We start from the raw sequence: 25892 nt of genomic DNA on the forward strand, positions 1-25892 counted from the left end.
CACGGGCACAAGGATTCGAACCCTGATCAACGGTGTTGGAGACCGGTATCCTACCATTGGACGATGCCCGTAGATTAAAAGTTCCGTAAGTTTCCTTACGGAACTTTAATTATATTAAGATGATTAGTCTAAGATTTCAGTAACCTGACCTGAACCAACTGTTCTACCTCCTTCTCTGATCGCAAATCTAAGACCTACGTTAAGAGCGATTGGCTGTAACAATTCTACAGTGATCTCTAAGTTATCACCAGGCATTACCATTTCTACACCTTCTGGTAAGAAGATCTCACCTGTAACGTCAGTAGTTCTTACGTAGAACTGAGGACGATATTTGTTGTGGAATGGAGTGTGACGTCCACCTTCTTCTTTAGAAAGGATATAAACTGAAGCTTTGAATTTCTTGTGAGGCTTCACAGAATCTTTCTTAGCGATAACCATACCTCTCTTGATGTCAGTTTTTTCAATACCTCTCAACAATAGACCTACGTTATCTCCAGCTTCACCTCTATCTAGGATCTTTCTGAACATCTCAACTCCTGTAATAGTAGAAGTCAACTTTTCTTCACCCATACCGATTATATCTACAGGATCCCCTGTGTTGATAATACCAGCTTCGATTCTACCAGTTGCAACAGTACCTCTACCTGTAATAGAGAATACGTCTTCGATTGGCATCAAGAATGGCTTATCAGTATCTCTTGGTGGTTGCTCGATCCATTCGTCAACAGCATCCATTAATTGCTCAACAGATTTGAACCATTGGTCATCAGTCTTAGCACCTCCTTCAGCAGTAGCAGCTGTAAGAGCACCTAAAGCAGAACCTTGAATCACTGGAGAGTTATCTCCGTCAAATTCGTAAGTAGACAATAAGTCTCTCAATTCCATTTCAACTAGCTCTAATAATTCAGCATCGTCTACCATGTCAACTTTGTTCATGAAAACAACGATTCTAGGTACGTTTACCTGGCGACATAGAAGGATGTGCTCTCTAGTTTGAGGCATTGGTCCGTCTGTAGCAGCACATACAACGATAGCACCGTCCATCTGAGCAGCACCAGTTACCATGTTCTTTACGTAATCTGCGTGACCTGGACAGTCAACGTGAGCGTAATGTCTTTTTTCAGTTTCGTATTCGATGTGAGCAGTATTGATAGTAATACCTCTTTCTTTTTCTTCTGGAGCAGAGTCAATAGAAGAGAAATCTTTTTTCTCAGCAAGACCTTTGCTAGCCAATACAGCAGAAATAGCTGCAGTAAGTGTAGTTTTACCATGGTCAACGTGACCAATAGTACCAATGTTCAAGTGTGGTTTGTTACGATTAAACGTTTCCTTTGCCATGATATTAAATTATTTATTTTATTGTTTATTCAAATTTTCAGTGTGCAAATATAATGATTTTTTAAATACTAAAATCTTTTTGTTAAAAAAAATTAGTATTCAAACCAAAAAAAATGCAAACATCCATTTTCCCTAAATTGGAATTGCAAATTTATAACAAAAAAATGAATTAAAAAAAACACTTTACAAATCCAAGTTTATTTTTCTCTCGTATATTTAGACGAAACTATCAATTAAAATAAATTTTATGAAAAAACTATTCAACATTTGTCTGGCTACATTTGCCTTTGTCACTATCATCTCTTGCGACGATGACGACGATATGAGTACACCAGAAACACCTTCCGTTGCACCAGACGTTATGGTCTACGGTTTGAGTACTAATAACGACCTTTTAGCTTTTAATGCTAAAAACAGTAACGTAATGACTTCCACCAAGCCTATCACAGGACTGCCAACGGGAGAAAAATTATTAAGTATCGATTTCAGACCTGCTACCGGAGAACTTTATGCAGTATCCAATAACAGTAAATTGTATATCATTAATACAGCTACTGCAACAAGCAGAGCGGTAAGTACTACAGCATTTACTCCTGCTGTTTCGGGTACTATTGTGTCTATTGACTTCAATCCTACAGTTGACCGTATCAGATTGGTATCAAACACGGGACAAAATCTTCGTATCAATCCTGAAAACGGAGTTACAGCAGCTACTGATACAAGTATCGCAACGACAGCTGCAATTGCAGGGATTGCATACACCAACAGTAAGTCTGGTGCTGCAACAACTACTTTATATGATCTTGATGTAACATCAGGAAAACTATTCAAACAAGATCCACCTAATAATGGAACTTTGGTAGAAGTAGGAAGTTTAGGCTTTACATTCTCAGGTCAGGCAGCATTTGACATCAGCCCTGATAACGCAAATGCTTTAATGGCAGTTACAAGTGGAAGTCAAAATGCCCTATACAGCGTAGACCTTACTACAGGAAAAGCATCAAGCATCGGTACATTGCCTCAAAAAATTGTTGATATCGCTATCCCAACTAACGCTGTTGCTTACGCAATTGACAACTCAAATGCATTACAAATTTTTGATCCTAATAAACCAGAGCCTGTTACTAAAGCAATTACAGGACTACAAACCGGAGAAGGAATTCTTGGAATTGATTTCAGACCTTTAAACGGACAATTGTACGCATTAGGAAACTCAAGCAGGATTTATACGATTAATTTAGGTACTGGTGCAGCAACTCAAGTGGGTACTGGTGTGCTAACTACTCTTCTTGTAGGAACTGAGTTTGGATTTGATTTTAATCCTACCGTTGATAAAATCCGAGTGGTGAGTAATAGTGGACAGAATTTAAGATTAGATCCTGTTACAGGAGCAGTTACGGCTGTTGACACCAATCTTACCCCTACTCCGGTAGCTGTAAGTGCTGCAGCTTATACAAATAATTTTGCCGGAGCAACTGCCACTGAATTGTTTGTAATTGACCATAATACTGACAGATTATATCTTCAAAACCCACCAAATGGAGGGATCTTGGTTGATCGTGGTGCTTTGGGCATCAATATCACTCAAGCAAATGGTTTCGACATCGGAAGCATGAGCCAAAAAGCTTATTTATTAGCAACCGTTGGTACAGAAACAAAGCTTTACACAGTAAATACTGCAACCGGAGCTGCTGCATCATTAGGTACTTATCCTAATCCTGTAAGAGGATTTACGGTAGGTTTAGGATTCTAAAAACATACTTGATTTCATATAAAGAAGCCCGAGATAGATTATTCTATTCCGGGCTTCAACTTTATAAAGATAAATGAAAGAATGATTTTTTTAATTTTAATGAGTAGCCTTTAAGCTATAAAACTTCTGTTTTCTTGGTTTTATTAAATACCCAAAAGATAATCGGGAAGATTAATAAGGTTAAAAATGTTGCCGTAATTAATCCGCCAATGATTACAATCGCCAAAGGTTTTTGTGATTCTGAACCGATACCTGTAGACAAGGCAGCGGGCAAAAGTCCGATGGACGCCATTAATGCTGTCATAATTACAGGTCTCGTCCTGGATTTAACTCCACTAAAGATTGCTTCATCTATTTTTAATCCGTCTTTTACATTCTGATGGAATTCTGTGATGAGAATAACTCCGTTTTGAATACAAATTCCCAAAAGAGCAATCATTCCCACTCCGGCAGAAATACCGAAATTCATATTCGTTACATGCAATGCGATAATTCCACCAATTAAAGCGAAAGGAACGTTCGCCAACACCAACAATGAATCTTTCATATTTCCAAAAAGGATGAATAAAAGGAAGAAAATACCCAGAATACTTATAGGAACGACCTCTGTCAGTCTTTTTGTAGCTCTTTGCTGGTTTTCAAACTGACCCGTCCAGCCTACAGAATATCCGTCAGGAATTTTAATTTTTGCCACTTCTTTCTGCGCATCACCGATTGTTCCTCCCAAATCACGATCACGGATGGAGAATTTAATTCCGATATACCTTTTAATATCATCTCTGTAAATAAATGCCGCACCGTTATCTTTTACAATCGTACTGATTTCCTTTAAAGGAATTTTTGCACCGTCCTGCGTAGGAACCATGAGTGAAGCAATGTCTTTTTCATCTTTTCTGTACTCTTCAGAATAACGCAGCCTGATTGGGAATTTCCTTTCGCCGTCGAACATTTCTGAAGCCGTTTTTCCACCGAATGCCATTTCCAAAACGGACTGGGCATCATCCGGCATTACGCCGTAAGCCGCCATTTTATTTCTATCTAAAACAACACTCACTTCAGGCTGACCGATATTTTTAATAATCCCAGCATCTTTTACACCTTCTACATCTTTGATGGATTTTAAAACCTCATCTGCCAATCGGTCAAGCGTCTGCAAATTGTCACCATAAATTTTAATTCCATTTTCAGCTTTAAAACCTGCAACGGCTTCTGCCACGTTATCAGAAATTGGCTGAGAATAGTTGAAAGTAATTCCCTGATAATTTCTGAGTTTTTTATCAATTTCTTCTACCAGTTCTTCATAATTGATTTTTCTTTTCCACTGATCTTTTGGCTGAAGATTCACTGCAAACTGCACAAATCCGAAACCGTTGGGATCTGTTCCGTCATTGCTTCGTCCGGTTTGCGCCAGAACATCAGTCACTTCGGGAACGCCCATGATGTCTTTTTTCAGAATATCGGCAGTCTTCAACGATTCTTTTAAAGATGAACTCATCGGCATTTCTGCAGTGATCCACAATGAACCTTCATTTAATTGAGGTAAGAATTCTGTTCCTAAAAATTTCCCAGAAAATAATGTGACTGCCATGAAAGACAGTGCAACAATTAAACTGAATTTTTTATGTTTAAATGTAAAACTGAAACCTTTCAGCACGATTCTGTCCCAGAAATTCACAAACGGATTGTTCTTTTCTCTCACATTTTTATTTAAAAGCAGATGAGTAAGAACCGGAACCAAAGTCAGCGTAAAAATCAAAGCTCCAATCAATGCAAAACCAAGCGTGAATGCCAATGGTGAAAACATCTTCCCTTCCACCTTCTGAAATGAGAAAATTGGAATTAATGACGTAATGATAATTAATTTTGAAAAGAAAATTGCTTTTCCCAAACCTGTTCCGGTCTGTTTGATCCAGCCGGCTTTTGCCATTTTGTTGAATTTTTCAGGACCATATTTTTTGGCTTTATGGTCGAGCATCACAAAGATTCCTTCGACCATGACGACGGCTCCATCGATGATAATCCCAAAATCCACTGCTCCAAGTGATAATAAATTAGCACTCATGCCCGCCATTTTTAAACACAAGAAAGCAAACAATAAGGATAAAGGAATGATGATGGAAACAATCAAAGTTGTACGCCAGTCTGCCATGAATATTAAAACAATAACCGTCACCAGAATAATTCCTTCCAGTAAATTATGCATTACTGTTTCTGTGGTGAAATCCATCAGATTATCACGATCGTAGAAAGTGACCATTTTTACATCTTTCGACAGGATTTTCTCGTTCAGCTCATTAATTTTAGCTTTCACACCAACCAAAACCTCACGAGGGTTTTCACCTTTTCGCATCACCACAATTCCTTCTACGGTATCATCCTGTTTATTCAGACCGGCCTGCCCTACCCTTGGCAACGAACTCTCGTGAACTTCTGCGACATTTTTAACCAAAACCGGGTTTCCGCTATCGTTTTGAATCGTGATATTTCCGATATCTTCATTGGACTGTACCAAACCAATTCCCCGAACAACGTAGGCTTGTCCGTTTTTCTCAATAACATCTCCACCAACATTTAAATTGCTTTTCGTTACGGCTTCAAAAACCTGCAGAGGTGTCAGGTTGTATTTATCTAAAGCTCTAGGGTCAATACTCAACTCAAACACTTTATCCTGACCACCAAAAACGTTGATGTCTGCTACTCCCGGAACGCCTCTCAGCGCACGGTCGATCACCCAGTTTTGTAATGTCAGCAACTCTCTTGAATCTTTGGTTTTGCTTTGTAAAGTATATCTGAAAATTTCTCCGGTCGGTCCGTAAGGTGGTTGCACTTCCGGGTCAACCTCATCAGGAAGACTCACATTTCGAAGCTGATTGTTAACCTGATTTCTGGCAAACATATCGTCTACTCCATCATCGAAGAGAATTTTAACAATAGAAAGTCCGAACATCGTGGTACTTCTCACGCTTGTTTTTTTCTGAACCGGACTCATCGCCAGCTCAATGGGTGTCGTAACAAAACGCTCCACTTCTTCGGCACTTCGGCCATTCCATTGGGTGATGATGACGATTTGAGTGTTGGTGACATCAGGAAAAGCTTCAATCGGCATATTTTTGAAACTGATAAAACCCGCAACCGCCAAAACCGCTACCCAAATAAAGGTGAAGGCTTTATTTTTGAGTGAAAATGAAATGATATTTTTAATGAATTTATTCATGATAGAAATTAGAGGTTAGCTTTAGATGTCAGATTAATAACTAAATGTTTAATTTTGAAAAACTTTAACTAAGAAAATCGTTTAAATGATTTAAACACATAAGTCAAATTAGAGATTTATACTTTATTTTGCTTAAAAGAGCACATTAGAAAGAAAATCAAAGATTTCCCTGAATGTTTAATGTTCATCTTAGTTTTTCAGTGAACGGTAAATCAACAACTGATTATTTGTGATTACATTTTCTCCTTCCGCCAGACCTTCTGAAATGTAAGTGACATCACCGAGTTGTTTCAAGACTTTTATTTCTTTTACTTTGACATCTGTTCGGGATTTAAAAACAACCACAAAACTTCTGTCATAATCAAAAATGACTGCTTTTGAGGGAACGGAAAGCGCTGAAGCATTTTCAGACTTTGAAACTTTGATGGTCGCTTTACTCTCCGGAATCAATAATCCGTTGGCATTATCTAAAACCACTCTCGCCTGCATCGCATTCGTCTGTGGGTCGATGATTTTAAATATTTTATCAATTTTACCATCAAAAACTTTATCCGGATATGACAATGTAGAAACCTGTGCGGTCATTCCTAGAGTAATTTTATCAATATCAGATTCATTGACATTCATAATTGCCCACACGTTGGTGGTATTGGCCACATCAAAAATATTTTCACTTCGGTCACTTCTCAGCTGCATGTCTTTGTTGATGTCTTTGTGAACAATATATCCGTTGATTGGAGCGAGAACACTGTAAATATTTCCTCTTTTCACATTGTAAACCGTACTTACTGCGGAAGATCTCTGCATTTGATCTTGTGCTTTCTGCAACTGACTTTTCGCTTCTAAAACATCTCTTTCGGTCGTCAGCTTTCCTTCGTACATTTCTTTGGCAACACGCAAGTTGTTTTGAGCAACCAATAAATCGGTTTTAGCATCACTTACATCTTTCTGAACATCTGCCAACTCTGTACTTCTTATGGTGGCGAGAACCTGACCTTTCTTTACATAATCTCCCAATTCAACATTTACACTCATTACATTTCCGCCGACCAAAGGATAAACGTCGATGTAAGAATTTCTGTCTGCAGATATTTTTCCGTAAAAACTGTAGGTGTCTTCTATGTTTTTGAATTCAGCTTTTGCTGTGGTGATGGATTCGAGCATCGTATTGCTCAGCTCAAAACCTTTTGTCTGAATTTGTTTTGGTGGTAACTCTTTTGAACAAGACGTTAAAAAAAGTGCTGTAATTATGGGGAATATTAATTTATTCATTTTTAATAGAAGATTTTCGTTTGTACCAATTGATTGAGTTGTTCTGCAGACTGTATCAGTTCGTTTTTCATATCATAGATCTGAAGCGAAGTCTGACGGTAACTTTCCATAAAATCTGTAAAATCGATGAGATTGACGTTTCCGTTTCTGAAGTTTTTCAGAATTCCGTTATAGACTAAGTCGAGATTATCGAGGTCGGTAGATTTAATTTCTAGCAACTGTTCATACTGATTTTTCCACATTTGAAAAGCGGACTGCACTTTAGTTTCGAGATTCAGTTTTTGAAATTCTGCATTTCTCTGATTTTGCTGAATGGCAAAATTAGCTTTCTGCACATTTCCTTTATTCACTTTCCAAAGCGGAATCGGAATTCCAACCTTTACATTGACTTCATTTCTAAAAGTTCCGGAAGCTTGATCATATTCTGCACCCACATTCAGATCCGGAACATTGAGAGATTTTTGCCATTGAGCATACAGTTTAGAATTATCAATCAGTTTTAGATTAAATAAATAATCTGCGTTGTTTTCGATGGCTTTCCTTTTTAAATCAGATTCATCACCAAATGGTTGCGCAGCAAGAATTTGTTTTACTTCGTCATCTGAAATCTGAGGCTCTATATTTTCGGCAATTCCTGTAAGAACTTTTAAGTTTTGCTCAAATTCCAAAATGTCTTTATTGATTCCCAGTTTATCATTATTCAACTGAATGACGATGCTTTGCAGTCTCACTTCATCTTTTAACGAAACATTTCCTTTAGCAGATTGTACTTTATAAGCTTTCAATAGATCATTCATATATCCCAATTGCTTATTTGTATTTTCAAGCTTCAGTTTTTCATAATAAAGATTGTAGTAATTGGTATGAAGCTGTGTTCTTAATTCAACCAGCAATTGCGTAAATTGAAGCTGCGCCAAATCTTTATTGGATTTTGCAAAAGCGACTTCATTTTTCTTCTTTCCGCCCATGTAAATCAGCTGTGTCACTTCAAAACCTTTGGCTTTACCGGCATCTAAAACTTTTCTGTCCTCGGGATTATATGCATTGATGTAACCACTCATCTGCGGAAGTTCCCAGATTTTAGCCTGCAGAATATCAGCATCAGCCATATTGATGTTGTACTGTTCGGCAAGAAGCTGAAGATTATTTTGCTGAAAGGCATTTTCGCAATCCAAAAGCGACATTTGCTGTTGCGCTGTCATCATCGAAGAAATAACAACGAACAGTCCTGCAATTTTGTTCATTCTCTCAATTTTGATGACAAAAGTGCAGCTGCTCGATTAAAACGACCTTAAAGGAGGCTTAAAAAAAAATTAAATTGATCTTGGGAGGAGTTTGAAACGTTTTTTGAAGCATTAATTTTGAACCATTAAGGAGGGTGAAAAGATTATGATTCTTTAAGAAAATCATATAGATTTTTTCTTAAAAGCAGACTATTTAATAAATTGCCCCACAGTATTTTTCAAAAAAAAAATTTAAAATTGAATGATTTAGAAATTATTTGTTATACTGCTTAATTTGACGCAAAGCCAAACAAAGAATTTTAAATATTGACCTTTTTTTAAGAGATACAAAGGCGTAAACTTAACAAAGAAACACAAACTATTTTCAATTACGAGTGATCGCATAGAATTATATGAATTCTCAACTACACTGCTTAAAGGGAAGCTTAGCTTAATATTCTTCCTTACTTCAAATTCTTAATGGTTCAAAAATATTATTTATTAAAAGTAACCGTAAACTTATTGGTATATTCAGCAGGCGAGTTGTAATTTATTTTCGCATTGTGATATTCGAGGATTCTTTTAGCAATTCGGAGTCCAAGACCGGAGCCTGTGATGTTTTGAGAATTATTTCCACGCATGAAGGCATCAAATAATTTGGGTTGCTCTTCCGTTGAAATGGTATTTCCGGCTGATACAACGTCTACGATGAGTTGAGATTCATTTTCTGTGATTAAAACTTTCGCTTCAGAATCGTCGGAATAGACAGCAGCATTTTTAAATAAATTGATAAAAACAATAGTGAGTAACGATTGTACTCCTTTTAACGTCAGAAAAGCCTGGTCGGAAGTATTTTCAGAGATCAAAAAATCCATATTGAGATTGGGAAAACTTTTTTGAACACGCTCGAAAGATTCAAATATAACTTCATCAATTCGTACTTCCTCATATATCGTCTGAATATTTTCTTTATCGAATTTTGTGAGCAGCAAAAGAGAGTTCGTTAAATCTGAAAGCTGATAGACATCTTTTAACATTTGCTTCAATGCTGAAAGTGTGTCGGGAGAATGCTGTTCGAGTTTAATTAAATTTTCCAATTGGAAGGCCATTCTGGTAATCGGTGTTCGGATTTCGTGCGATGCACTTGCCGTAAAATCTTTTTGTGACTGAAAAACATCATTCAGACGAACAATCATCGTATTAAAAGACTGCGCAAGAATACTGATTTCATCATTCGACTGCTCTACAGGAATCTGTGTTGTCAGCTTATGTGCGGTCACCTCAGAAATTTCTTTGTTCAAATCTTCCAACGGCTGAAGAAATTTGCCCATAAAATAATAGCTGAAAAATCCAATCAGAAGCGTACAAGTGATGAAAGCGGTAATTAAAAGATATTTTAGATAATCCAATTTCGACTGTCCGTTCGTATCAAATGCGCTGGTGAGAATGTAATAATTTTCGCCGTTGATGTTTTTCAAAGCAGCGTATACTTCAGGATAGGTATTTTCTTGGTGAACGGCTTTTTTTTGATCAACTTCCTGTAAAATATTTTTATCCCATGTTACTTTTCTGTCTTTTATAGTACTGTAAATCAGTTCTTTTTTAGCATTAAAAATCAAAATTGTTTCATTCAACAAGACATTATCTGAATTTTCATTGAAGAAAATGGGTGCTTCGTTCTCAAAGTTTTTAGACTTAGAAATAAAGTTGGTTGTAAAATCTAATCTACGGACAAACCTTTCTTTAAACTCCTCCTTTCTGAAATCATTAAAAGAAACATAAATAATGATGAGAACAATACCAAAAAGTAATGAAAACGAGATGCTAAGCGTGAGCGCAATTTTCCTTTTTAAAGACATCTACAAAGGATTTAAATAATACCCGAAACCTGAACGCGTGTGAATCAACTTCACTTTAAAATCTTTATCTAATTTCTTTCTAAGAAAATTGATGTAAACCTCAACGGTATTGGTGTTGGTATTAAAATTATGTTCCCAGACGTTTTCGGTAATCTGCTGTTTTGAAACCGTCCTTCCTTGCGCTTCTGCCAGATAAACTAGGAGCTGAAATTCTTTTAAGGTCAAAGCAATTTCGTTTCCTGCTCTGAAGACTTTTTGTTCGGTTTTATTGATAATTAAATCGTCAACTCTGATAATGTCCTGATCCGCATTATCAGTCGGCACTTTTCTTCTCAATAAAGAATTCATACGCAACAATAACTCTTCAAACTGAAAAGGTTTTACCAGATAATCATCAGCCAGCCTTGTAAAAGCATCTTTTTTATCTGAAAGATCTCCGTAGGCGGAAATGATAATGATAGGTGTATTTTTATCGAAAGACCTAATGGTTTGACAGACATCCAATCCGTTTATCTTTGGAACATTGATATCTAAAAGATACAGATCATAAGAATTATTTTTTATTTGGCGCAGAAAGGTTTCTCCGTCATAAATTCTGTCGGTGGTAAAACGGTTTGACTCCAAAAACTTACTCAATTCTGCAGAGAGAATGAGGTCGTCCTCCAAAAGAAGAATATTCATCAAGGATATATTTACTACGAATTTAATGAAAAAAATAATGAGGTTGAGAATTGAAAGATTGGAGAAAGCTTTTAAATAAGTAAAATGTTAAAAGAAAGACTTAGTTTAAAGCTATTGATTTGAATGTTTTTAGTTTTTAAATTATGATTAATTAAAATAATATTAAACTTTTAAAGTTTGTCAAAATCAAATCAGATTAAAAACAAAAAACCTCAGATATTTCTATCTAGGGTTTTTTATGGATACACTAATTTAGCATCCAGTTAGAGTTAGGCATAAAACCTTAATTGTAACGTATGAAACAAGGGCGAAAAATCTATGATCCGGCTTCAGTTCAATTGAGCTATGAGCGATCTAATATTTTGGAACTGGCAAGAGAGCTTTGTATTGAAGTTACGATGCTTTACAAATGGAGAAAAGATTATCAGGAGTTTGGAGAGATGAGTTTTCCAGGAAAGGGTAATTTCAAACAAACTCCAGAGCAAGAAAAAATTCATGAATTAGAAAAAAGACTTAGAGATGCAGAGCTTGAGCGCGATATATTGAAAAAAGCAATCGCCATTTTTCCAAGAGCGGTCGATGAAATACAAGTTCATTAAGAATCATGAATCTTTATTTCCGATTGAAAAAATGTGCAGTGTTTAAAAGTAAGCTACAGTAGTTATTATAAATGGAAGGCAAGGCCTCTTTCTAATAGAGAGAGAGAGAGAGAGAGAAGAAAAAAAGACATAAAAAAACAAATAACATCTATTTATTTTGCATCAAAGCAGCGCTATGGAAGTCCCAGAATTACTGTAGAATTAGAATCTTCAGTTTTTAAAACCGGCAAAATAACGGTTGCAAAATATATGAAAGAGCTTGGTTTAAGAAGTAGATTAAGCAGGAAATTTAGAGTAACAACATATTCAAAACACAATTATTTGGTTGCAGAGAACATCCTGAATAGAAACTTTTTGGTTGGCAGTCCATCCCAAGCTTGGGGCTTATGACATCACTTATCTCCAAACCAAAGATGGTTGTTTATACCTAACAGCAATTATAGATTTGTTTGATCGAAAAGTAATTGGTTGGAGCTCAAGTACTGGGATGAGTACAACGGAGACAAGTTTAGCTGCTTGGAAAATGGCTGTCAAAAATAGAAAAGTAGGTAGCAAATTAATTTTTCATTCAGACATAGATGTTCAGTATGCAAATAAAAAATTTACAAATACTCTTGCATTTTATGGAGTAAAAAGGAGTATAAGCAGGAAAGGCAATTGTTGGGATAACGAAGTAGCTGAAAGTTCCTTCAAATCATTGAAAACAGAACTGATTTACGGAAACAAGCTTATCACAAGGGAACAAATAGAACTTGAGATTTTTGAATATATTGAAATATGGTATAATAAAAAAAGAAGGCACAGTACTCTGAATTATAGAACTATTGAAGAATTTAACAATAAAAATAAAATTTACAAAAATGTAGCTTAACTTATATTGGAAATTTCATTTGCATATCCATTATAAATAATCTAACCAAAATTATATATCTCAAAATAAAGAAGTGAAAATTTAAAATAAAAATTCAATAATTCCAAATCGTTGAAAAATATAAATTCAATATTTTTTTTAATTATGTCCAAAATAAGCCTATAAAAAAACGCGGGAAATAATTTCCCGCGTTACCAAATCACAAAATGACGAACAACAAATAGGAAAAAATAATTTAAAATTATGACGAAAACAGTTTGTCTATTTTCTAATTCCTAATCTGCTATCCAGTTTTTTACTTCTGCTCATACTCCGTTTCCCACTCATTTCCATCGTCACCTTTGTGACCATCCATTTTAATCAGGAAGTTTTTAGCCGGGAAATAAGGTTTCATATGAATATCAAGATGAATTCTGCCTTTTTGTATAGGATCCTGCTCGAATTTTCTGATTTCAAAATTTTCAATCAGTTTACCAGGACCTGTAATTCCGTCAAGGAAACGAACAATCTGGTTCATAATTTCTTTTCTGGTAACTGCCGTGAAGTTTTCGAATGCTCTTCTGTTTAAGAAATCCATCAAAACTTTGGTCACATAATCGAAAACTCTTACCACAGAATACGTCTGAAGTCCTAAGTTATCTCCGTTAAACAATGTTTTTCCTGAGAACGCCATTACTTTCCCATACTCATTTACCATTGGGATAAGTCCTAAGTTTTCAAGATTGGCAATTTCACTTTTCTTCAAATCGAATTTAACACCATCAACTTCATTGATTCCTCCAAACTTTTTACCTGCAGTTACCTGGGACATTAATGTATGGTAAATTTTCCCTGCCAAAGCCGCAGAAGGTGGAATAAATAGATCTTCAGTTTCGTTGATATCTTCGAATCTTCCTCTTCCAACCAACCAGTTACAAGTCATCAAAACATTGGCTCTGTAGACGTCTCCACCAGTCAAATAAGCCTGATCAAACATTTCCATTACATCATCTGGTTCATCAAGATGTTCAAAATCGGTAACTAACATCACTTTATTTTCGTGAGCCAGTTTTGCCCATTTTTCAACCACTTTATTAGAACCTAAATACCCCGGAATTACAAGAATTCCATAGTTATTTTTAAGATCTAATCTGTCGTAGTTATCTGATAATTCTGCGTGAATAGTGTCAATAAATCTCGTGTTATCAAGATCTTTTAACTGCTCCAAATTAGCATTAACAACAGTAATATTTTTTACTTTATCAGATTCTGTATTTTTGTAGAAAAGTGCTGCAGTTCTGTAGTTCGCTTCCAGTTCTCTTGTGATATCAACCGCTTTTGATAAGTTTTTAGAAAGAAGATCTTCAGAAGACTTTCTTTGGTCTTCACAGTTCGCAACCATATCGGTTAAAGAATCGTTTTTACTGATCACACTTGCCCAAAGTTCAAGAGTTTTCTTAAGCGTTTCTCTCTCTTTTTCTTTAGCCAGCTCTGTAAGAAAAATTTTTCTTCTTGCTTTTCTGTCCGGGTTGATATTTTGCACACCTTCAATAGAGGTTTCCAACAAATCGAAACCACCGTAACGTGCTAATTTATTAAGGCTGCTTTCTAAAGATGCACCTCCCTTTTTTTGTTCTAATACAGGAGCTGATGTAGCCTGTACTGATTCTTCTGGTTTTGCCATTGTTTGTGTTTTTAGTTGTTATGAGTTGTGTTATTACTTTCTAATTCTTTGATCAATGACTGAAGGGTATCCAGCAATCCTTTTTTAGCATCCGGATCTTCAAGAGCTGCTTTAAGAATTTTGTTGGTTTTCAATTGTTTGATGATCTTTTGGTACTGATCTTTTTCAGTTTCCAATCCACTCAAAAATCCACTTTGACCTGTGATTCCTTTTGTACCGAAATCGCCAAGGTTTTTGAATTTTAGATTTTCCATTTTCACAGATCCCTGAGCATCTTCAAAATCAACCTTGATTTCTGGTTTGAAATGCTCAAAAACTTTGTCAATCGTAGTCAATCCTTCTACCAATTCCGGTTTTACAGGATCATCTGCTGTCAGTTTTTGTGCTAAAAGCGTTCTGTTTTGAGGGATCTCGAAAATCGCCTCGCTTGCGTCTAGTGGAACTTCATTGCCACCAATTCCTTTGTTTGTTAACATAGTGTTTTTTTAAAGGGGTTAATAAATGTGTTTAGTTAATATCTTAAAGTTTTTAAGTGATATTTATTTTTCAAAAATCCTGTAGGGATATATATTTGCAGAAGCATTCTTTAGTTTCAGCAGAAAACTTTCGCATAGATATTCCCATTCCGAATCTTTAATTGAATCTTTTTCATCGGGATTTCTGATTAAAAAAATGTCAATCGTTCTGCTAAATCCTCCCTTCAGAGAGATTTCTTTTTTTGTTCCTTTCGAAACCTGTATGTCTTTTATCGTGCTTTTAAAATGATTTAATCCAAAAATTCTGATGTCTGCCACAGTCACAATTCTGCCTCTGGTCAGCAAAGAATTTCTGTATTCTAAAATTTTATCTTGTGACGACAGGCTTTTTCTCCCGCCGGTTGAAGGTTTTATCATTACCGCTGTTTTGTCCAATGCTAGAGCATTTGAGCCTTCTACAGTTAATATAGTTGCCGGTTTTATCTCGTTCCCTTCCTGTGCAAGCGTCAGCCAATATGAAGCATTACAGGCAACTTCTGAATCCTGAGAATCTGAAGTGATGACCAAATACGGATTATTGGCTTGCGAGAAGCTTTTTTCTTTTGCTAATTGATGCAAAGCAGCAACATTTTGATTAATCTGTCTCAAAGTTTCTTTTGCAGAATCTCCGCCGATTCCCGAAAAAGCAGCATTTTCATCTTTTATCAATTCCAAAAGATATTGTAACAGTTCTGAAGCGCCACGCTGGTCAAATCTCGACACGCCGCCTTTTCTTAAAACTGCGGAAATTCCACTATTTTCAGCCTCATAATTTTTCACATCAAACCGCCTTCCTCTGTCATCTGAAACGTAATCAAGATCCAGAAAATGATCATCAGACTGTATCGGAATGATATTTAGCCTTCCTGTAACTCTGTGATAAGATTTTACATTGTGAACATTCACAACTGGAATACAGTTCAGAGTAACGCTCACATTTTCTAAAACATCGCTCACCACCGCTTCCGAAAATTTAAATTTCAGCCAAATAATATCTTTATCTTCTGAAAGTTTATTGTTTTTAAAATACTTTTCAAACAACTCTTCATTTTGAGGTTTATCAGAATTTGCTAATTTTTCTTTTAAAGTGAAAAAATTAGAAGAATAATATTGGTTGACATCTGTGTAAATATGCTCAAGATCTGAATAGTTTTTGGTAATGATATTCTCAAGATTAATATTTCCCTGATCTACATTATAACCTTCCTGCAATGAAAATTCTCGTTCTCCGAAATAAATCTTTGCCTGTTTTAGATAATAAAAAAATAATTCTTTCTGATAATTATTATTTATATCAATATAAAACATCAAGTTTTCAAATTCTGACTTGTCTTTGTTACGGATTCCTACCCACATTTCTCCGGACGGAATATGATGGTCTCCTTTTGACAAATTGTCTGTAAAAAAGAAACTTTCTACCTGGTTCAGAGTATTTCCGTAAGCAATGTATTCTACTTTTGCGGTGGTCAGTTTCACCTCGATAGTCGGACAGAAGAAAACATCCTTGCTTCCGCTTTCAGTTGGGTTAAACACATTATGAATGCGTTTGCTTGTTTTAAAATGATTGTATAAAGATATTATCGACTGGTTTTCCAGAGGAAAAACCTGAATCAATGACCTTGCAGGAATTACTCCGGAAACTTCTTCCGGAAACATAATTTCAAGAATCCTTTCTATGATTCTTGATCGTGAACTTTCCAGCTCAAAACCTAATTTTTCAAGTTCTGAAGCAGTTGCAGAAAGAAGCAGGCTCACAATCGGGTCAAAGGAAGTTTCTGCTTCCAGCTCATTGTAGCCCCAAAGTCTTGCTGCTCTTCTTAATATTCTGTCTTTTATTCTTTCCTGATTCATTTTGTGATTTGTGTTTTTTAATATGAAAGCGGCCCTACAAAAAATGAATTCTGAAAAAGAAAAGGTCTGTTGGTTTCCAAAACCTGTCCTTTTACAGAGATTACTACTCTTTTTTTCATTCTTCTCTTTCCAATGGTTCCCAGATTATGGTCTTTTACAGAAACTTCTACATCTTCCAAAAGCAATCTTTTCTCGTGCATTACAATTGATTTTTTCATAGAACTCACGATGAATTCTTTTAAACTATTGTCAGTTTTAAGAAGGTCAAAATCCATTTCCCAAATCTCTGTACCAAAGGTTTCATCAAACTTACATTCTCCTAAAGCCGTTGTCGAAATCAAAAAAATCTGCTGACTTATGGAATTATCAATAGAGATTTTCTCAGCGTCTTTTTTGTTGACGATTGCCTCAAAATCCATTGGTATTTTATAGTATATTCCTCTCATTATTTCTAAAAATAAATCGTTCTCTTAATATTTCCCTTATCATCATACTCGAAGTTTTTCGCCACTTTCCGTCTTCTGATAATTTGTAATTCTACTTTTGGGGTCAGTTTCAAAAACTTCTCACGATACAGAATATCTCCGATAAAGCTTTGACCATCATTATTATCGACAATGATAAAATATTGAGTAATTTCATCCTGTTTTTCAAATTCATTAACATTACCAGAATAAAGCATTATATTCTGTCCGTTACCTGAAAGCTGGTAAATAAGTTTCTCCTGATTAAGACTTCGATGTCTGGAAATATCAAATTTTTCAATATTCTCACGCAACGGTTCGTACGCTATATTTTCATATAAAAAAGAAGTTTTGTCAAAACGTTTAATTCCCAAGAAAGACAAAATACTTTTTTTAGTGGTCGTTTTTACAAAATTCAAAGTATCTCTTGTCACTTGATAAGCTTCAGTTTCATTGGTTTTATCATCAGTAACGGTCAATTTATAAGTAGGAATCTCAACTTCCTTATTATTGATTTTTAAATGTACTTTTCCCACTTCCTCATCAGAAATAATCATCGAAATAGTATGCTTACGAAGTCCTGAATCGGTTCGCACCACAATTTCTTCTCTTTCATCTGTTGATGAAGAGCTTTTGGACATTCCAAGATTGAGATTAAGTTCCGGAAGCGGGCTCATTTTTTTTCGTTTTTTTGATTTTTACTTCGTCAGTTTTTTTGATTTTATAGGCAGATAAGCAATCCAACTGATTATCAATATCGATATTCTGAACTTCACTCACATATAATTCATAGTTCTTCTTGTAAGTATAAAGTTTAATCAAATCGATATCATTTAATCTCAGTTTTTCAAATTCTTTTTTACTAAGTTGTTTCGCAAAAAAACCATCACAATTCAACGAAAAACCATTTTTGTAAGTGACAACCTCACCTGTTTTGAAAAAAACATCCAAAACCTTATCTTTTTTCACACATACATTTTTATCTAAAATCTGGATGTACATAAAGACTTTATTCTTTCTCTTTCCTAACTGCAATGTTCCATAAACATAATCGCTATTGTTAACTCTCAGATGCAATGGGGTTGTACTCGCAAATGGCTTTTTATCTAATTTCTGTTTTGTCTGAATAATCCCACAATCAGCATTTGCATAGGATGAATCTGTACTGTCTGTAACAGCTTTTTCCTGAGCATCAACACGGAACATCCCGGAGAGAAAAATAAAAAGAATGAATATTGAATTTCTCATTTTCACCATTATTGAGCCTGATACAATTGACGACAAACATCAAGATCTGTTCTTATCTTGTCATACTCATCCTTCAATGTTTTGTTAATAGTTTGAAGACTATCCATTGTCATCTGATTTCCAGACAATTGCTTGATTTGTTTTTTAGCATCCACAAGATCTTTAAAGGTCATAATGGTGTTATTATACATTACCTTATTCTTCAGCGTATCTTTTGGTAGCTGCTTGTACATATCGGCAAGGATGGATAGTGATAATTTCTCGTTAAAGAAATCATTTTGCCCCGGAACACCTATCGAATCTACAGCAGACTTTACCTTCTCCAACTGGAAAGAAAACTTATCCTGTGTTTCCATTTCTCTTTTCATTTTGGAGTTTTCAGCTTTCAGCAAGCTGTTTTCTTTGAATGGAAAATAAGCATTGAAAAACACTGCAATCAACAAAACGATAACGGTTATTACGAAAAACAAGATGAAAAACGAAAATGCTCTTGAGCGCTCTTTTTTATTAAGGACTTCCATAGATATTAATAAGTATTATTAATGATTGATAAATGATGGTTGATCGATGAAAAATAATTCATCAATTTTGCGTCATCAATTATCGTTTATAAATTATTATTGATGTTTAATCTGCAAGAAAAGTTCTGCTTCGTTTGGCGTGAATCACAGAATCTCTGTCATCAGTATTCTCTGAAACGAAGATGCTTCCGTCTCGTTTTTTACCGATGTAATCTAGTCTGTTGAGAACTGAATAAAGATCTTCAAGCGTTTTCATAAATATTTTCACTTTCGCAATGGTTACATCCATATGATTATGATTGTAATCTGTATTGATAACATCTGTGAAAATAGTTTCAAAATGCCCCTGACTTACATTGCACCATTCGGCAAAATAATTCAGTAATTCTTCCTTTCCGGCTCCCGATCTTGCGTCAATAAAGTTTTTCAGCACTCTTGCCAAAGCAACAACCGACAGCAACATATTGGCGGGAGGCGTGTGTGGAGAAAGCCATCTGAATCTGTTGATCTCCTGACCAAGATAATTAAGCGTTTTATCCGCCATCAGCCCCATCATCACTGCTAAAGAATTACTTTGTTTTTTAGCGTGAATTTTTTGTTCAATTTGTACGGCATACAACTCAATTTGCCCGTAGAAACGGTCGATTTCCACATATAAATCCTGCAATTTTTTTGAACTTGTAATACTTACACAAGGCGGAATATAATCTTCATCAATTCTTGATTCGCCTGCATTAACCAATATTTTTCCAATTGTTAGATAACCTGTACCAAATCCTAAAGTATTTTTCAGTTCTTTTTCCGGAACAAGATTTAATGAATATTCTGGTTGTGTATAAGGATATCTTGGTGGGTTTTCTTCCGGATCAGGTTCTCCAAAGGGTGTTCTTTTAAAATGGTTCACCGAAAGGCAAGCCATTAAAACAACATTTTCATTATCTTTTATTTCATAAGCCGCCTCCGGATATGGAATAGATAAATTAATCGCTTCAGAGCTTCCGGCTCCTATGTCAATTCTTGACCCACTTGGCGTGATTGCGTGACATTCTTCAACTTTTATTCTGAGTAGTTTATGATTATCAATGATTAAGCTTAATTTGATGGAGTCATTTACCGGCAATAATCCGTAGTTGATCATTGATGTATGAATTCCTGTAGCATCTCTCACAGAGTCGCTCACAAAATCCTGAACATCAGCAAAATGGTTTTTATTAATTTTCATCCCGTCTATCCAGTTTACGGGGAAATGGTTTAGCTTTTCTATCATGGTGCTTTATTTGTTCTTCTTAAGTTTATTTCTATTCAAGTTGTTATTACTTTTTTCGTTGAAATGCGAAAGCTATAATTAAAAACAATAAAGAAAATCCTCCTACAATTGTTGTGAACAACCATTGATTTAGAAAACTATTAATTTTGGCTTCCTGCGGATTTTCTTTTGAATATACAATCTCAACCTGACTCCCAATAGAATAGGGTTTTGAATTACCCTGTCCCACATTAGATTCTACTTGTATAAGACGGTTTTGTATATCTTTAAATTCAAATTTCGGATAGTAATAGGTGGTATTTTTTGTAGTTCTTTTATTTCCGTTTTTTCTGGTTTCTTTTTCTGTGGTAGTTCTATAAGAAACTACAATTGCTTTTGTTTTAATGGCATTTTCAAGAAATGTATATTTATTATATCCCATATACACGGCAATACCTAAAAGAATTATTCCTATTAATAATAAACCTTTGCTCATTTTATATTTGTGTTTAAAATTTTATTTATTCGCTTGTAACTCTTTCGTTATCTTTTTCTTTATTGTATTCGAAATCAGGCACTTCATTAACAATTCTATCTTCCGCAAGCTTCAGTTCATTAGATCTCATACAAAAAATCACACTATTTTCTTCAATTCCATTCATATAAAGGGTAAGATCGGGATCTATATATTTGGTTGATTCATACCATTTGGGCTGCAAAAAGAAAACCCAGCTGTAAAGACCGTTTGAACCTTCAATTTCTATTTGATCTTCAGAATGCCTCTCATTGTAATCTATAACGAAGTTGTAGAATAGTCTTCCGAAATCAACCCTTGTAGGTCCTTTTGCACGATAAACACTACACTTTTTAGCATTATGATCTTTATCCATTAAAAATGTAAACACCACCAAATCTCTCATTTCTTCATCGCTCACACCTGCCAGTTCTTTATAGTTTTCAGGAAACTGCCATGTCTTATATATTTTGGGAGGAATTGCCATAGCTTTGTTGAAAGTATCATTTAAAAACGTTGGAATAAAGAATACAAGAAAATGTCCCAACATTAAAAATGAGAAATCAATACCATTCAAAAAGGTGAAAATAAGGATGAAAGGAATAGCAGAATACATCACTGTTACCAAAGCAAATAGATATTCGGTACCGCTTTTTTTTACTCCGAATTTATTGAAATAAGTTCTGTACATCGAGCAATGAATAATCCCAATCACCAATGAGCAAAGCTGATAAAAAACAAATTCGTAAAGATTATTATCCTGAAAAAGCTTATTAAATCCTAAAAATGCAATGATGGAATAAATAAAAGCTACAGAAAAAAGATAGGTATAAAACCTTCCTTTATATTTCTGTTTAAAATCAGGAACTTTTTGTAAAAAGACCATTGTCAGAATAATACTGGCAGCTAAAAAAATTAAAATAGCCGCTAATATTTTCGGATCAAATAAATTAATAAAATATTTTTTCAATTGTGTCATATACGTGTGTTATAGCCTAATACTGAGTTTTGTTGTGAACTGAATTCAAAATTTTCTTTTTCATGGGGAAGCAAAATGGTTGTTTTTATTTCAACTTCAATCGGGAAAAAGTATTCATAAAAAAGATCAATAAATTTTTTCATAGCACCGTCATGAATATATTCTGAGAAATTAGAATTTACCAAAGGTCCTATCTGAAGATTAAAATGACTGGAGTAATCATCATAACTGTTACCTGTGATGAGCTCCAACCCCAATCTGACATCTCCCAATGTGATGCTTTGCTCCTCGTCCAAATATTTCTGATGACCTTTGCTGTTAACACTTACTTTTTCCTCAATCAAAGAAGAAAGTATTTGACAAGCCAAATTGACATCTCCAACTATCTTGTAAGCATAAGGAAGAATCCTTATAAATTTTGACACCAATATTGGCGGAAGGTCTTTACTGATTCCCCAAAATTCATAGAACATGTCTGGAACCAAAAAACCATTCAGCTTAGAAAGAAAATCTTGTTCAAACCCTTCTATCTCTACACCATAGCTGAAAATTTCATTCTCAAAAGGCTGAAAAAAAAGTCTTGCCGCTTTTTGTTGTTTTTTTTGTACCTGATATTCTTTAATCATTCCATCCACATCCTTTTCAGGAGCATCATTCCTTGCCGCATGGATTAAATTTTGAGGCAACATATCATAAAAGCCATCCCTTGAAAGCTCAAGTTTCAGCATCTGAGTAGTATCCAAATCATAATCGGCTACCCCAGCATCCAACACATCAAACCGAAACGCCCTTGAAAACTGACCTTGCCTAGAGATTACATATTGAACCTCATCTATATCTTTATTTTTAAGGAGGTTATTAATGATAACTTCGGCTCGGATGTCGTGTTTAAGAGAGGTGATTTGTTTTGAAAGGTTATTGAGTTTTTCCATCATCATTAGTTTTTAGGTTTCAATCTTCCAGCTGCCACATATCTTAGCTGAAAGTACTCGTCATTGAAATCATAAATATTGAGTCCGGTCGCTGTACAAGCCAAAATCCTATCATTATGAAGATAAATTCCAACATCTGAAATTGGGTGCGCTTTATCATATCTAAAGAATAAGATATCACCTTCTTTCAAAAAAGTTCTTCCTGTAAAAAGCTGAATCAATTTTGATCGGAAAATCCCGTCCGGTGTTTTTTGGAAGGTTTCGCCATAAACATCACCGTATAATGACTGAACAAAATAAGAACAGTCTACACCCAATTTTTCTTCTAATGACTGCTTTTTGTAGGGCGTTCCAATCCATCTGTCAATATAAGAGTAAAGGCTATAATTTGTAACTTCCTTTGGCATCACTTCCATAATGATAGAATATTTTTCTTTAACCCGGAGTTCTTCGTCACTCAGTTTTTCAATATTGTCATCAACATTGGTGTACTGAGAATCAACCTTGCCCTTTATCCCAGAAGCTGAATTTTCATAAGAGTCTGAAGAAAAGTTATAGGGAATTTCCTTGATATAAGTTTTACTGCTGCAGGAAATCATACCAAGACCCGCTAACAAACAAAATGCAATATGTTTATAACTAAATTGTTTCATCATAAATATTTTTATACCCTTCTACATTTTCTTCCAAACCAATTCCTGCTCAACGAGAGAAACTTCAATATCATCGCCGTCCTTAAATTCACCAGCAACTATCTTCTTAGCCAAAGGTCTTCTCAATCTTCCTCTGATAACGCCTTTCAGCGGTCTTGCTCCGTATTTGATATCATATCCTTCAATTGACAAATATTCTTTGGCCTCCTGAGTAATATTTAAATTAATATTAAGCCCTTTTGCCAGGTCTAAAAGCTCTTTCTTTAAATGAATTTCAAAGATTTTCAATGCGTTATCCTTACTGATTGGCGCAAAAGGAATAGTTTCTGTAAGTCTTCCCAAAAATTCGGGACGGAAAAACCGGCTCATCATTTCCAATAGTTTTGAAGATTGAGGAATTTCTCCTTTTCCGAAAGATTCGACAATAAACTCGGAACCGATATTTGAAGTGAAGAGAATAATAGCATTAGAAAAATCTCCTTCTTTCCCCAATCGGTCATGAAGTTTCCCTTCATCCATAATCTGAAGAAAAACATCGAAAACAGAAGCATGAGCTTTTTCAATTTCATCAAAAAGAACTATAGAATAAGGCTTTTGCCTGATTTTATTCACCAAAAGTCCACCTTCTTCATAACCGACATATCCGGGAGGCGCACCATATAGCAACGCAGCAGAATGCTCTTCCTTAAACTCTGACATATCGAAACGGATAATGGCATTTTCATCCTGAAAAAGAAATTCAGCTAAAGATTTCGCAAGTTCAGTTTTTCCAGTTCCTGTAGGTCCAAGGAAAAAGAAGGAACCAATCGGCTGTCCGGCTTTAGTCAATCCTGAACGGGTTTCCAGAACTGCTTCCGAAACAATCGTAATGGCGTGGTCTTGTCCAACGACTCTTTTCGCAAGAACGCCTTCCATCTCATTGAGTCTTTGTTTTTCTTCTTCTTTAAGTTTACCAATTGGGATATTTGTCTTTTGCGAAATAATTAAAGCCAAATCGAAATCATTAATATGGGTTCTTTTTTCCTGCGCAATTTTTTCGGTCTTCTCGATCAGAATTCTGGAAAAACTCAACAATTCATCAGTATCTTTAAACTCAGGAAGTTCTTTTTCTTCTTCGCCGGAATCGGCTGTACTGATGAGGTATTTTGTTTTTTCAACCAAATCTTTAATAAGCCAGTCGGCATGCATTCTTCGTTCGTCTTCAAGATAATTATTCGTATTGTCTTCGAGATGAATGATTCTTGTCACAAGATGATTTCTTTCCTTTAAAAAAGATTCTCCAGCGGTTTTTAAAACAGACATCGTATGGTCAATCAGGTCAATTGCAGAAGCAGGAAGACTTTTCTCCTTCATATATCTTTGTGAAAGACGAATGGCTTCCTTCATTGTCTGATCATCGATACCGATCTTATGATGAATCTGATAATCTTCCAACGTCTGCTTCAACATTCTGAAATGAATTTCATCCGTGCTTTCTTCCAGTTTCAGAATCTCAAACATTCCTGCGAGACCTTGTTCTTTTTCAATTTTCTTGGTGTATTCTTCGATAGTAGAAGTTGCAATCAAGGTAAGGCCATTGGAAAGTTCACTTTTCAACAGATTTACAATACCGGAATCTGAACCGTGACTACCAAATAAAGAATGGATCTCTTCTATTATCAAAACAGATTTTGGAATCGCCTTCAATTCCTGAGCGATATTTTTAATGCGGTCTTCGATTTCTCCTTTGTAGGAAGCACCTGCAATGAGAGCACCCATATCAAGCTCGAAAACTTCCAATCCACTGAGGATATCTGGAATTTGTTTTAATAAGACCTTTTGTACAAAACCTTCTATAAGAGCGGTTTTGCCAATACCGTGATCACCAATGATCAACACATTTTGTTTGCTGTATCTGCAAAGGATCTCAGTGATTTTATTGATTTCTGTATCTCTTCCAACAAGGAGTTCTTTCTTGTTTTTTTTCTCGATTTTATCTTTTGTATTGATGCAATATTTTTGAATAAAGCCTTTGCTTGTTTTTTTGGCAGTTTCTATCGTCCTTGTCATGTTATCTTCTCCAAATAAGGATACATCTTTTAGCAGTTCATTTCTCGTTACAGGAAAGGTTTTCATCTGGTCAAAGCTAAAGGCCACACCAGGAGAACTGATTGCAGTCATTACAGCGAAAAGTGATATTTCCTGTTCGCCTAAAATTTCTCTTATCTGGTCTGCTTCTGCGAAAATCTCGTCAATGATCTCATCAGGTTCACAAGAATATCTGTTGGGCGATTTTGGCAATTCTTCTATACGAACTTCTGCCCATTCTTCCAGATAAAAAACATCAATTCCAAGATTTTCTAAATGTTTCAATAAAGACAAATCTCTGTTGAGCATAGCTTTTATAAGGTGCGCTCCCGTAAAAGTGGCATTAAGATTTTCCCGACCTATCTTTTGTACAATATTGAGGGACTTGGTGACCTCCTGACTATAGGTTATTTCTTCTTGGTTCATTAG

Annotated in this window: 23 protein-coding genes and 1 tRNA gene; 4 read left to right on the plus strand and 20 right to left on the minus strand. The window is 35.3% G+C overall.

Going from position 1 to position 25892, the window contains the following annotated elements; genetic code table 11:
- Nucleotides 1-71: transfer RNA gene (locus LNP04_RS08310), tRNA-Trp, on the minus strand.
- 52 nt (nucleotides 72-123) lie between these two features.
- The gene (gene tuf, locus LNP04_RS08315; protein ID WP_047444879.1) at nucleotides 124-1338 is read right to left on the minus strand and encodes an elongation factor Tu; all 1215 of its coding nucleotides are present in this window, start codon (nucleotides 1336-1338) and stop codon (nucleotides 124-126) included.
- 247 nt (nucleotides 1339-1585) lie between these two features.
- Here tuf and LNP04_RS08320 point away from each other — a divergent pair, with 247 nt between their 5' ends.
- Nucleotides 1586-3091 carry a DUF4394 domain-containing protein gene (locus tag LNP04_RS08320; protein ID WP_229986043.1) on the plus strand — a complete coding sequence of 502 codons (1506 nt, stop codon included), beginning with the start codon at nucleotides 1586-1588 and terminating at the stop codon, nucleotides 3089-3091.
- A gap of 115 nt (nucleotides 3092-3206) precedes the next feature.
- Here the strand turns inward: LNP04_RS08320 and LNP04_RS08325 are convergent, their stop codons facing one another.
- The 5 genes from LNP04_RS08325 to LNP04_RS08345 all read right to left on the minus strand — a co-directional run bounded on the left by LNP04_RS08325 (nucleotide 3207) and on the right by LNP04_RS08345 (nucleotide 11340).
- Nucleotides 3207-6305 carry an efflux RND transporter permease subunit gene (locus LNP04_RS08325; RefSeq protein WP_229986044.1) on the minus strand — a complete coding sequence of 1033 codons (3099 nt, stop codon included), beginning with the start codon at nucleotides 6303-6305 and terminating at the stop codon, nucleotides 3207-3209.
- A gap of 189 nt (nucleotides 6306-6494) precedes the next feature.
- Nucleotides 6495-7577, minus strand: a complete 1083-nt coding sequence (locus LNP04_RS08330) for an efflux RND transporter periplasmic adaptor subunit (protein ID WP_229986045.1) — start codon at nucleotides 7575-7577, stop codon at nucleotides 6495-6497.
- Nucleotides 7578-7579: 2 nt separating this feature from the next.
- Nucleotides 7580-8821: a TolC family protein gene (locus tag LNP04_RS08335; protein ID WP_229986046.1), complete on the minus strand. Its 1242-nt coding sequence runs from the start codon at nucleotides 8819-8821 to the stop codon at nucleotides 7580-7582.
- 473 nt (nucleotides 8822-9294) lie between these two features.
- On the minus strand, nucleotides 9295-10659 hold the full coding sequence (locus LNP04_RS08340; RefSeq protein WP_229986047.1) for an ATP-binding protein: 1365 nt from the start codon (nucleotides 10657-10659) through the stop codon (nucleotides 9295-9297).
- On the minus strand, nucleotides 10660-11340 hold the full coding sequence (locus LNP04_RS08345; RefSeq protein ID WP_229986048.1) for a response regulator transcription factor: 681 nt from the start codon (nucleotides 11338-11340) through the stop codon (nucleotides 10660-10662). It lies immediately after the preceding gene.
- A gap of 296 nt (nucleotides 11341-11636) precedes the next feature.
- Here LNP04_RS08345 and LNP04_RS08350 point away from each other — a divergent pair, with 296 nt between their 5' ends.
- From LNP04_RS08350 to LNP04_RS08360, 3 genes are read left to right on the plus strand one after another with little or no spacing between them, the layout of a single operon-like run.
- The gene (locus LNP04_RS08350; RefSeq protein ID WP_229986049.1) at nucleotides 11637-11939 is read left to right on the plus strand and encodes a transposase; all 303 of its coding nucleotides are present in this window, start codon (nucleotides 11637-11639) and stop codon (nucleotides 11937-11939) included.
- A gap of 33 nt (nucleotides 11940-11972) precedes the next feature.
- Complete coding sequence (locus LNP04_RS08355) at nucleotides 11973-12329, plus strand: IS3 family transposase (protein ID WP_229986050.1); 357 nt, start codon at nucleotides 11973-11975, stop codon at nucleotides 12327-12329.
- The gene (locus tag LNP04_RS08360) at nucleotides 12298-12810 is read left to right on the plus strand and encodes an IS3 family transposase (RefSeq protein ID WP_229986051.1); all 513 of its coding nucleotides are present in this window, start codon (nucleotides 12298-12300) and stop codon (nucleotides 12808-12810) included. The genes LNP04_RS08355 and LNP04_RS08360 overlap by 32 nt, the downstream gene beginning before the upstream one ends.
- Before the next feature lie 295 nt (nucleotides 12811-13105).
- On the opposite strand, the gene LNP04_RS08365 is transcribed toward LNP04_RS08360, so the two are convergent.
- The 13 genes from LNP04_RS08365 to LNP04_RS08425 all read right to left on the minus strand — a co-directional run bounded on the left by LNP04_RS08365 (nucleotide 13106) and on the right by LNP04_RS08425 (nucleotide 25889).
- A complete protein-coding gene (locus LNP04_RS08365; RefSeq protein ID WP_229986052.1) occupies nucleotides 13106-14473 on the minus strand; it encodes a DUF5458 family protein in 1368 nt (455 codons plus the stop codon).
- An 11-nt stretch (nucleotides 14474-14484) separates the two neighbouring features.
- Nucleotides 14485-14949: a hypothetical protein gene (locus tag LNP04_RS08370; RefSeq protein WP_229986053.1), complete on the minus strand. Its 465-nt coding sequence runs from the start codon at nucleotides 14947-14949 to the stop codon at nucleotides 14485-14487.
- 63 nt (nucleotides 14950-15012) lie between these two features.
- On the minus strand, nucleotides 15013-16839 hold the full coding sequence (locus LNP04_RS08375; protein ID WP_229986054.1) for a type VI secretion system baseplate subunit TssF: 1827 nt from the start codon (nucleotides 16837-16839) through the stop codon (nucleotides 15013-15015).
- 17 nt (nucleotides 16840-16856) lie between these two features.
- Nucleotides 16857-17285, minus strand: a complete 429-nt coding sequence (locus tag LNP04_RS08380) for a GPW/gp25 family protein (RefSeq protein WP_229986055.1) — start codon at nucleotides 17283-17285, stop codon at nucleotides 16857-16859.
- A 5-nt stretch (nucleotides 17286-17290) separates the two neighbouring features.
- A complete protein-coding gene (locus LNP04_RS08385; RefSeq protein ID WP_229986056.1) occupies nucleotides 17291-17980 on the minus strand; it encodes a hypothetical protein in 690 nt (229 codons plus the stop codon).
- Complete coding sequence (locus LNP04_RS08390) at nucleotides 17958-18551, minus strand: hypothetical protein (RefSeq protein WP_229986057.1); 594 nt, start codon at nucleotides 18549-18551, stop codon at nucleotides 17958-17960. Before LNP04_RS08390 ends, LNP04_RS08385 begins: the two co-directional genes overlap by 23 nt.
- 8 nt (nucleotides 18552-18559) lie before the next feature.
- Nucleotides 18560-19072, minus strand: coding sequence for a type VI secretion system TssO (gene tssO / locus LNP04_RS08395; protein ID WP_229986058.1), 513 nt, complete (start codon nucleotides 19070-19072; stop codon nucleotides 18560-18562).
- 106 nt (nucleotides 19073-19178) lie between these two features.
- Complete coding sequence (locus LNP04_RS08400) at nucleotides 19179-20339, minus strand: type VI secretion system baseplate subunit TssK (RefSeq protein ID WP_229986059.1); 1161 nt, start codon at nucleotides 20337-20339, stop codon at nucleotides 19179-19181.
- A 46-nt stretch (nucleotides 20340-20385) separates the two neighbouring features.
- Nucleotides 20386-20814 carry a DUF3592 domain-containing protein gene (locus tag LNP04_RS08405; RefSeq protein WP_229986060.1) on the minus strand — a complete coding sequence of 143 codons (429 nt, stop codon included), beginning with the start codon at nucleotides 20812-20814 and terminating at the stop codon, nucleotides 20386-20388.
- A gap of 25 nt (nucleotides 20815-20839) precedes the next feature.
- Entirely contained in the window at nucleotides 20840-21811 is a 972-nt protein-coding gene (locus LNP04_RS08410) for a TssN family type VI secretion system protein (protein WP_229986061.1), read from the minus strand.
- The gene (locus LNP04_RS08415) at nucleotides 21808-22743 is read right to left on the minus strand and encodes a type VI secretion system baseplate subunit TssG (RefSeq protein WP_229986062.1); all 936 of its coding nucleotides are present in this window, start codon (nucleotides 22741-22743) and stop codon (nucleotides 21808-21810) included. Before LNP04_RS08415 ends, LNP04_RS08410 begins: the two co-directional genes overlap by 4 nt.
- A gap of 5 nt (nucleotides 22744-22748) precedes the next feature.
- On the minus strand, nucleotides 22749-23399 hold the full coding sequence (locus LNP04_RS08420) for an NlpC/P60 family protein (RefSeq protein WP_324292114.1): 651 nt from the start codon (nucleotides 23397-23399) through the stop codon (nucleotides 22749-22751).
- Nucleotides 23400-23417: 18 nt separating this feature from the next.
- On the minus strand, nucleotides 23418-25889 hold the full coding sequence (locus LNP04_RS08425; RefSeq protein WP_229986063.1) for an AAA family ATPase: 2472 nt from the start codon (nucleotides 25887-25889) through the stop codon (nucleotides 23418-23420).
- Nucleotides 25890-25892 lie beyond the last annotated feature (3 nt).

The organism is Chryseobacterium sp. C-71 (genome assembly GCF_020911865.1).
GTDB lineage: Bacteria > Bacteroidota > Bacteroidia > Flavobacteriales > Weeksellaceae > Chryseobacterium.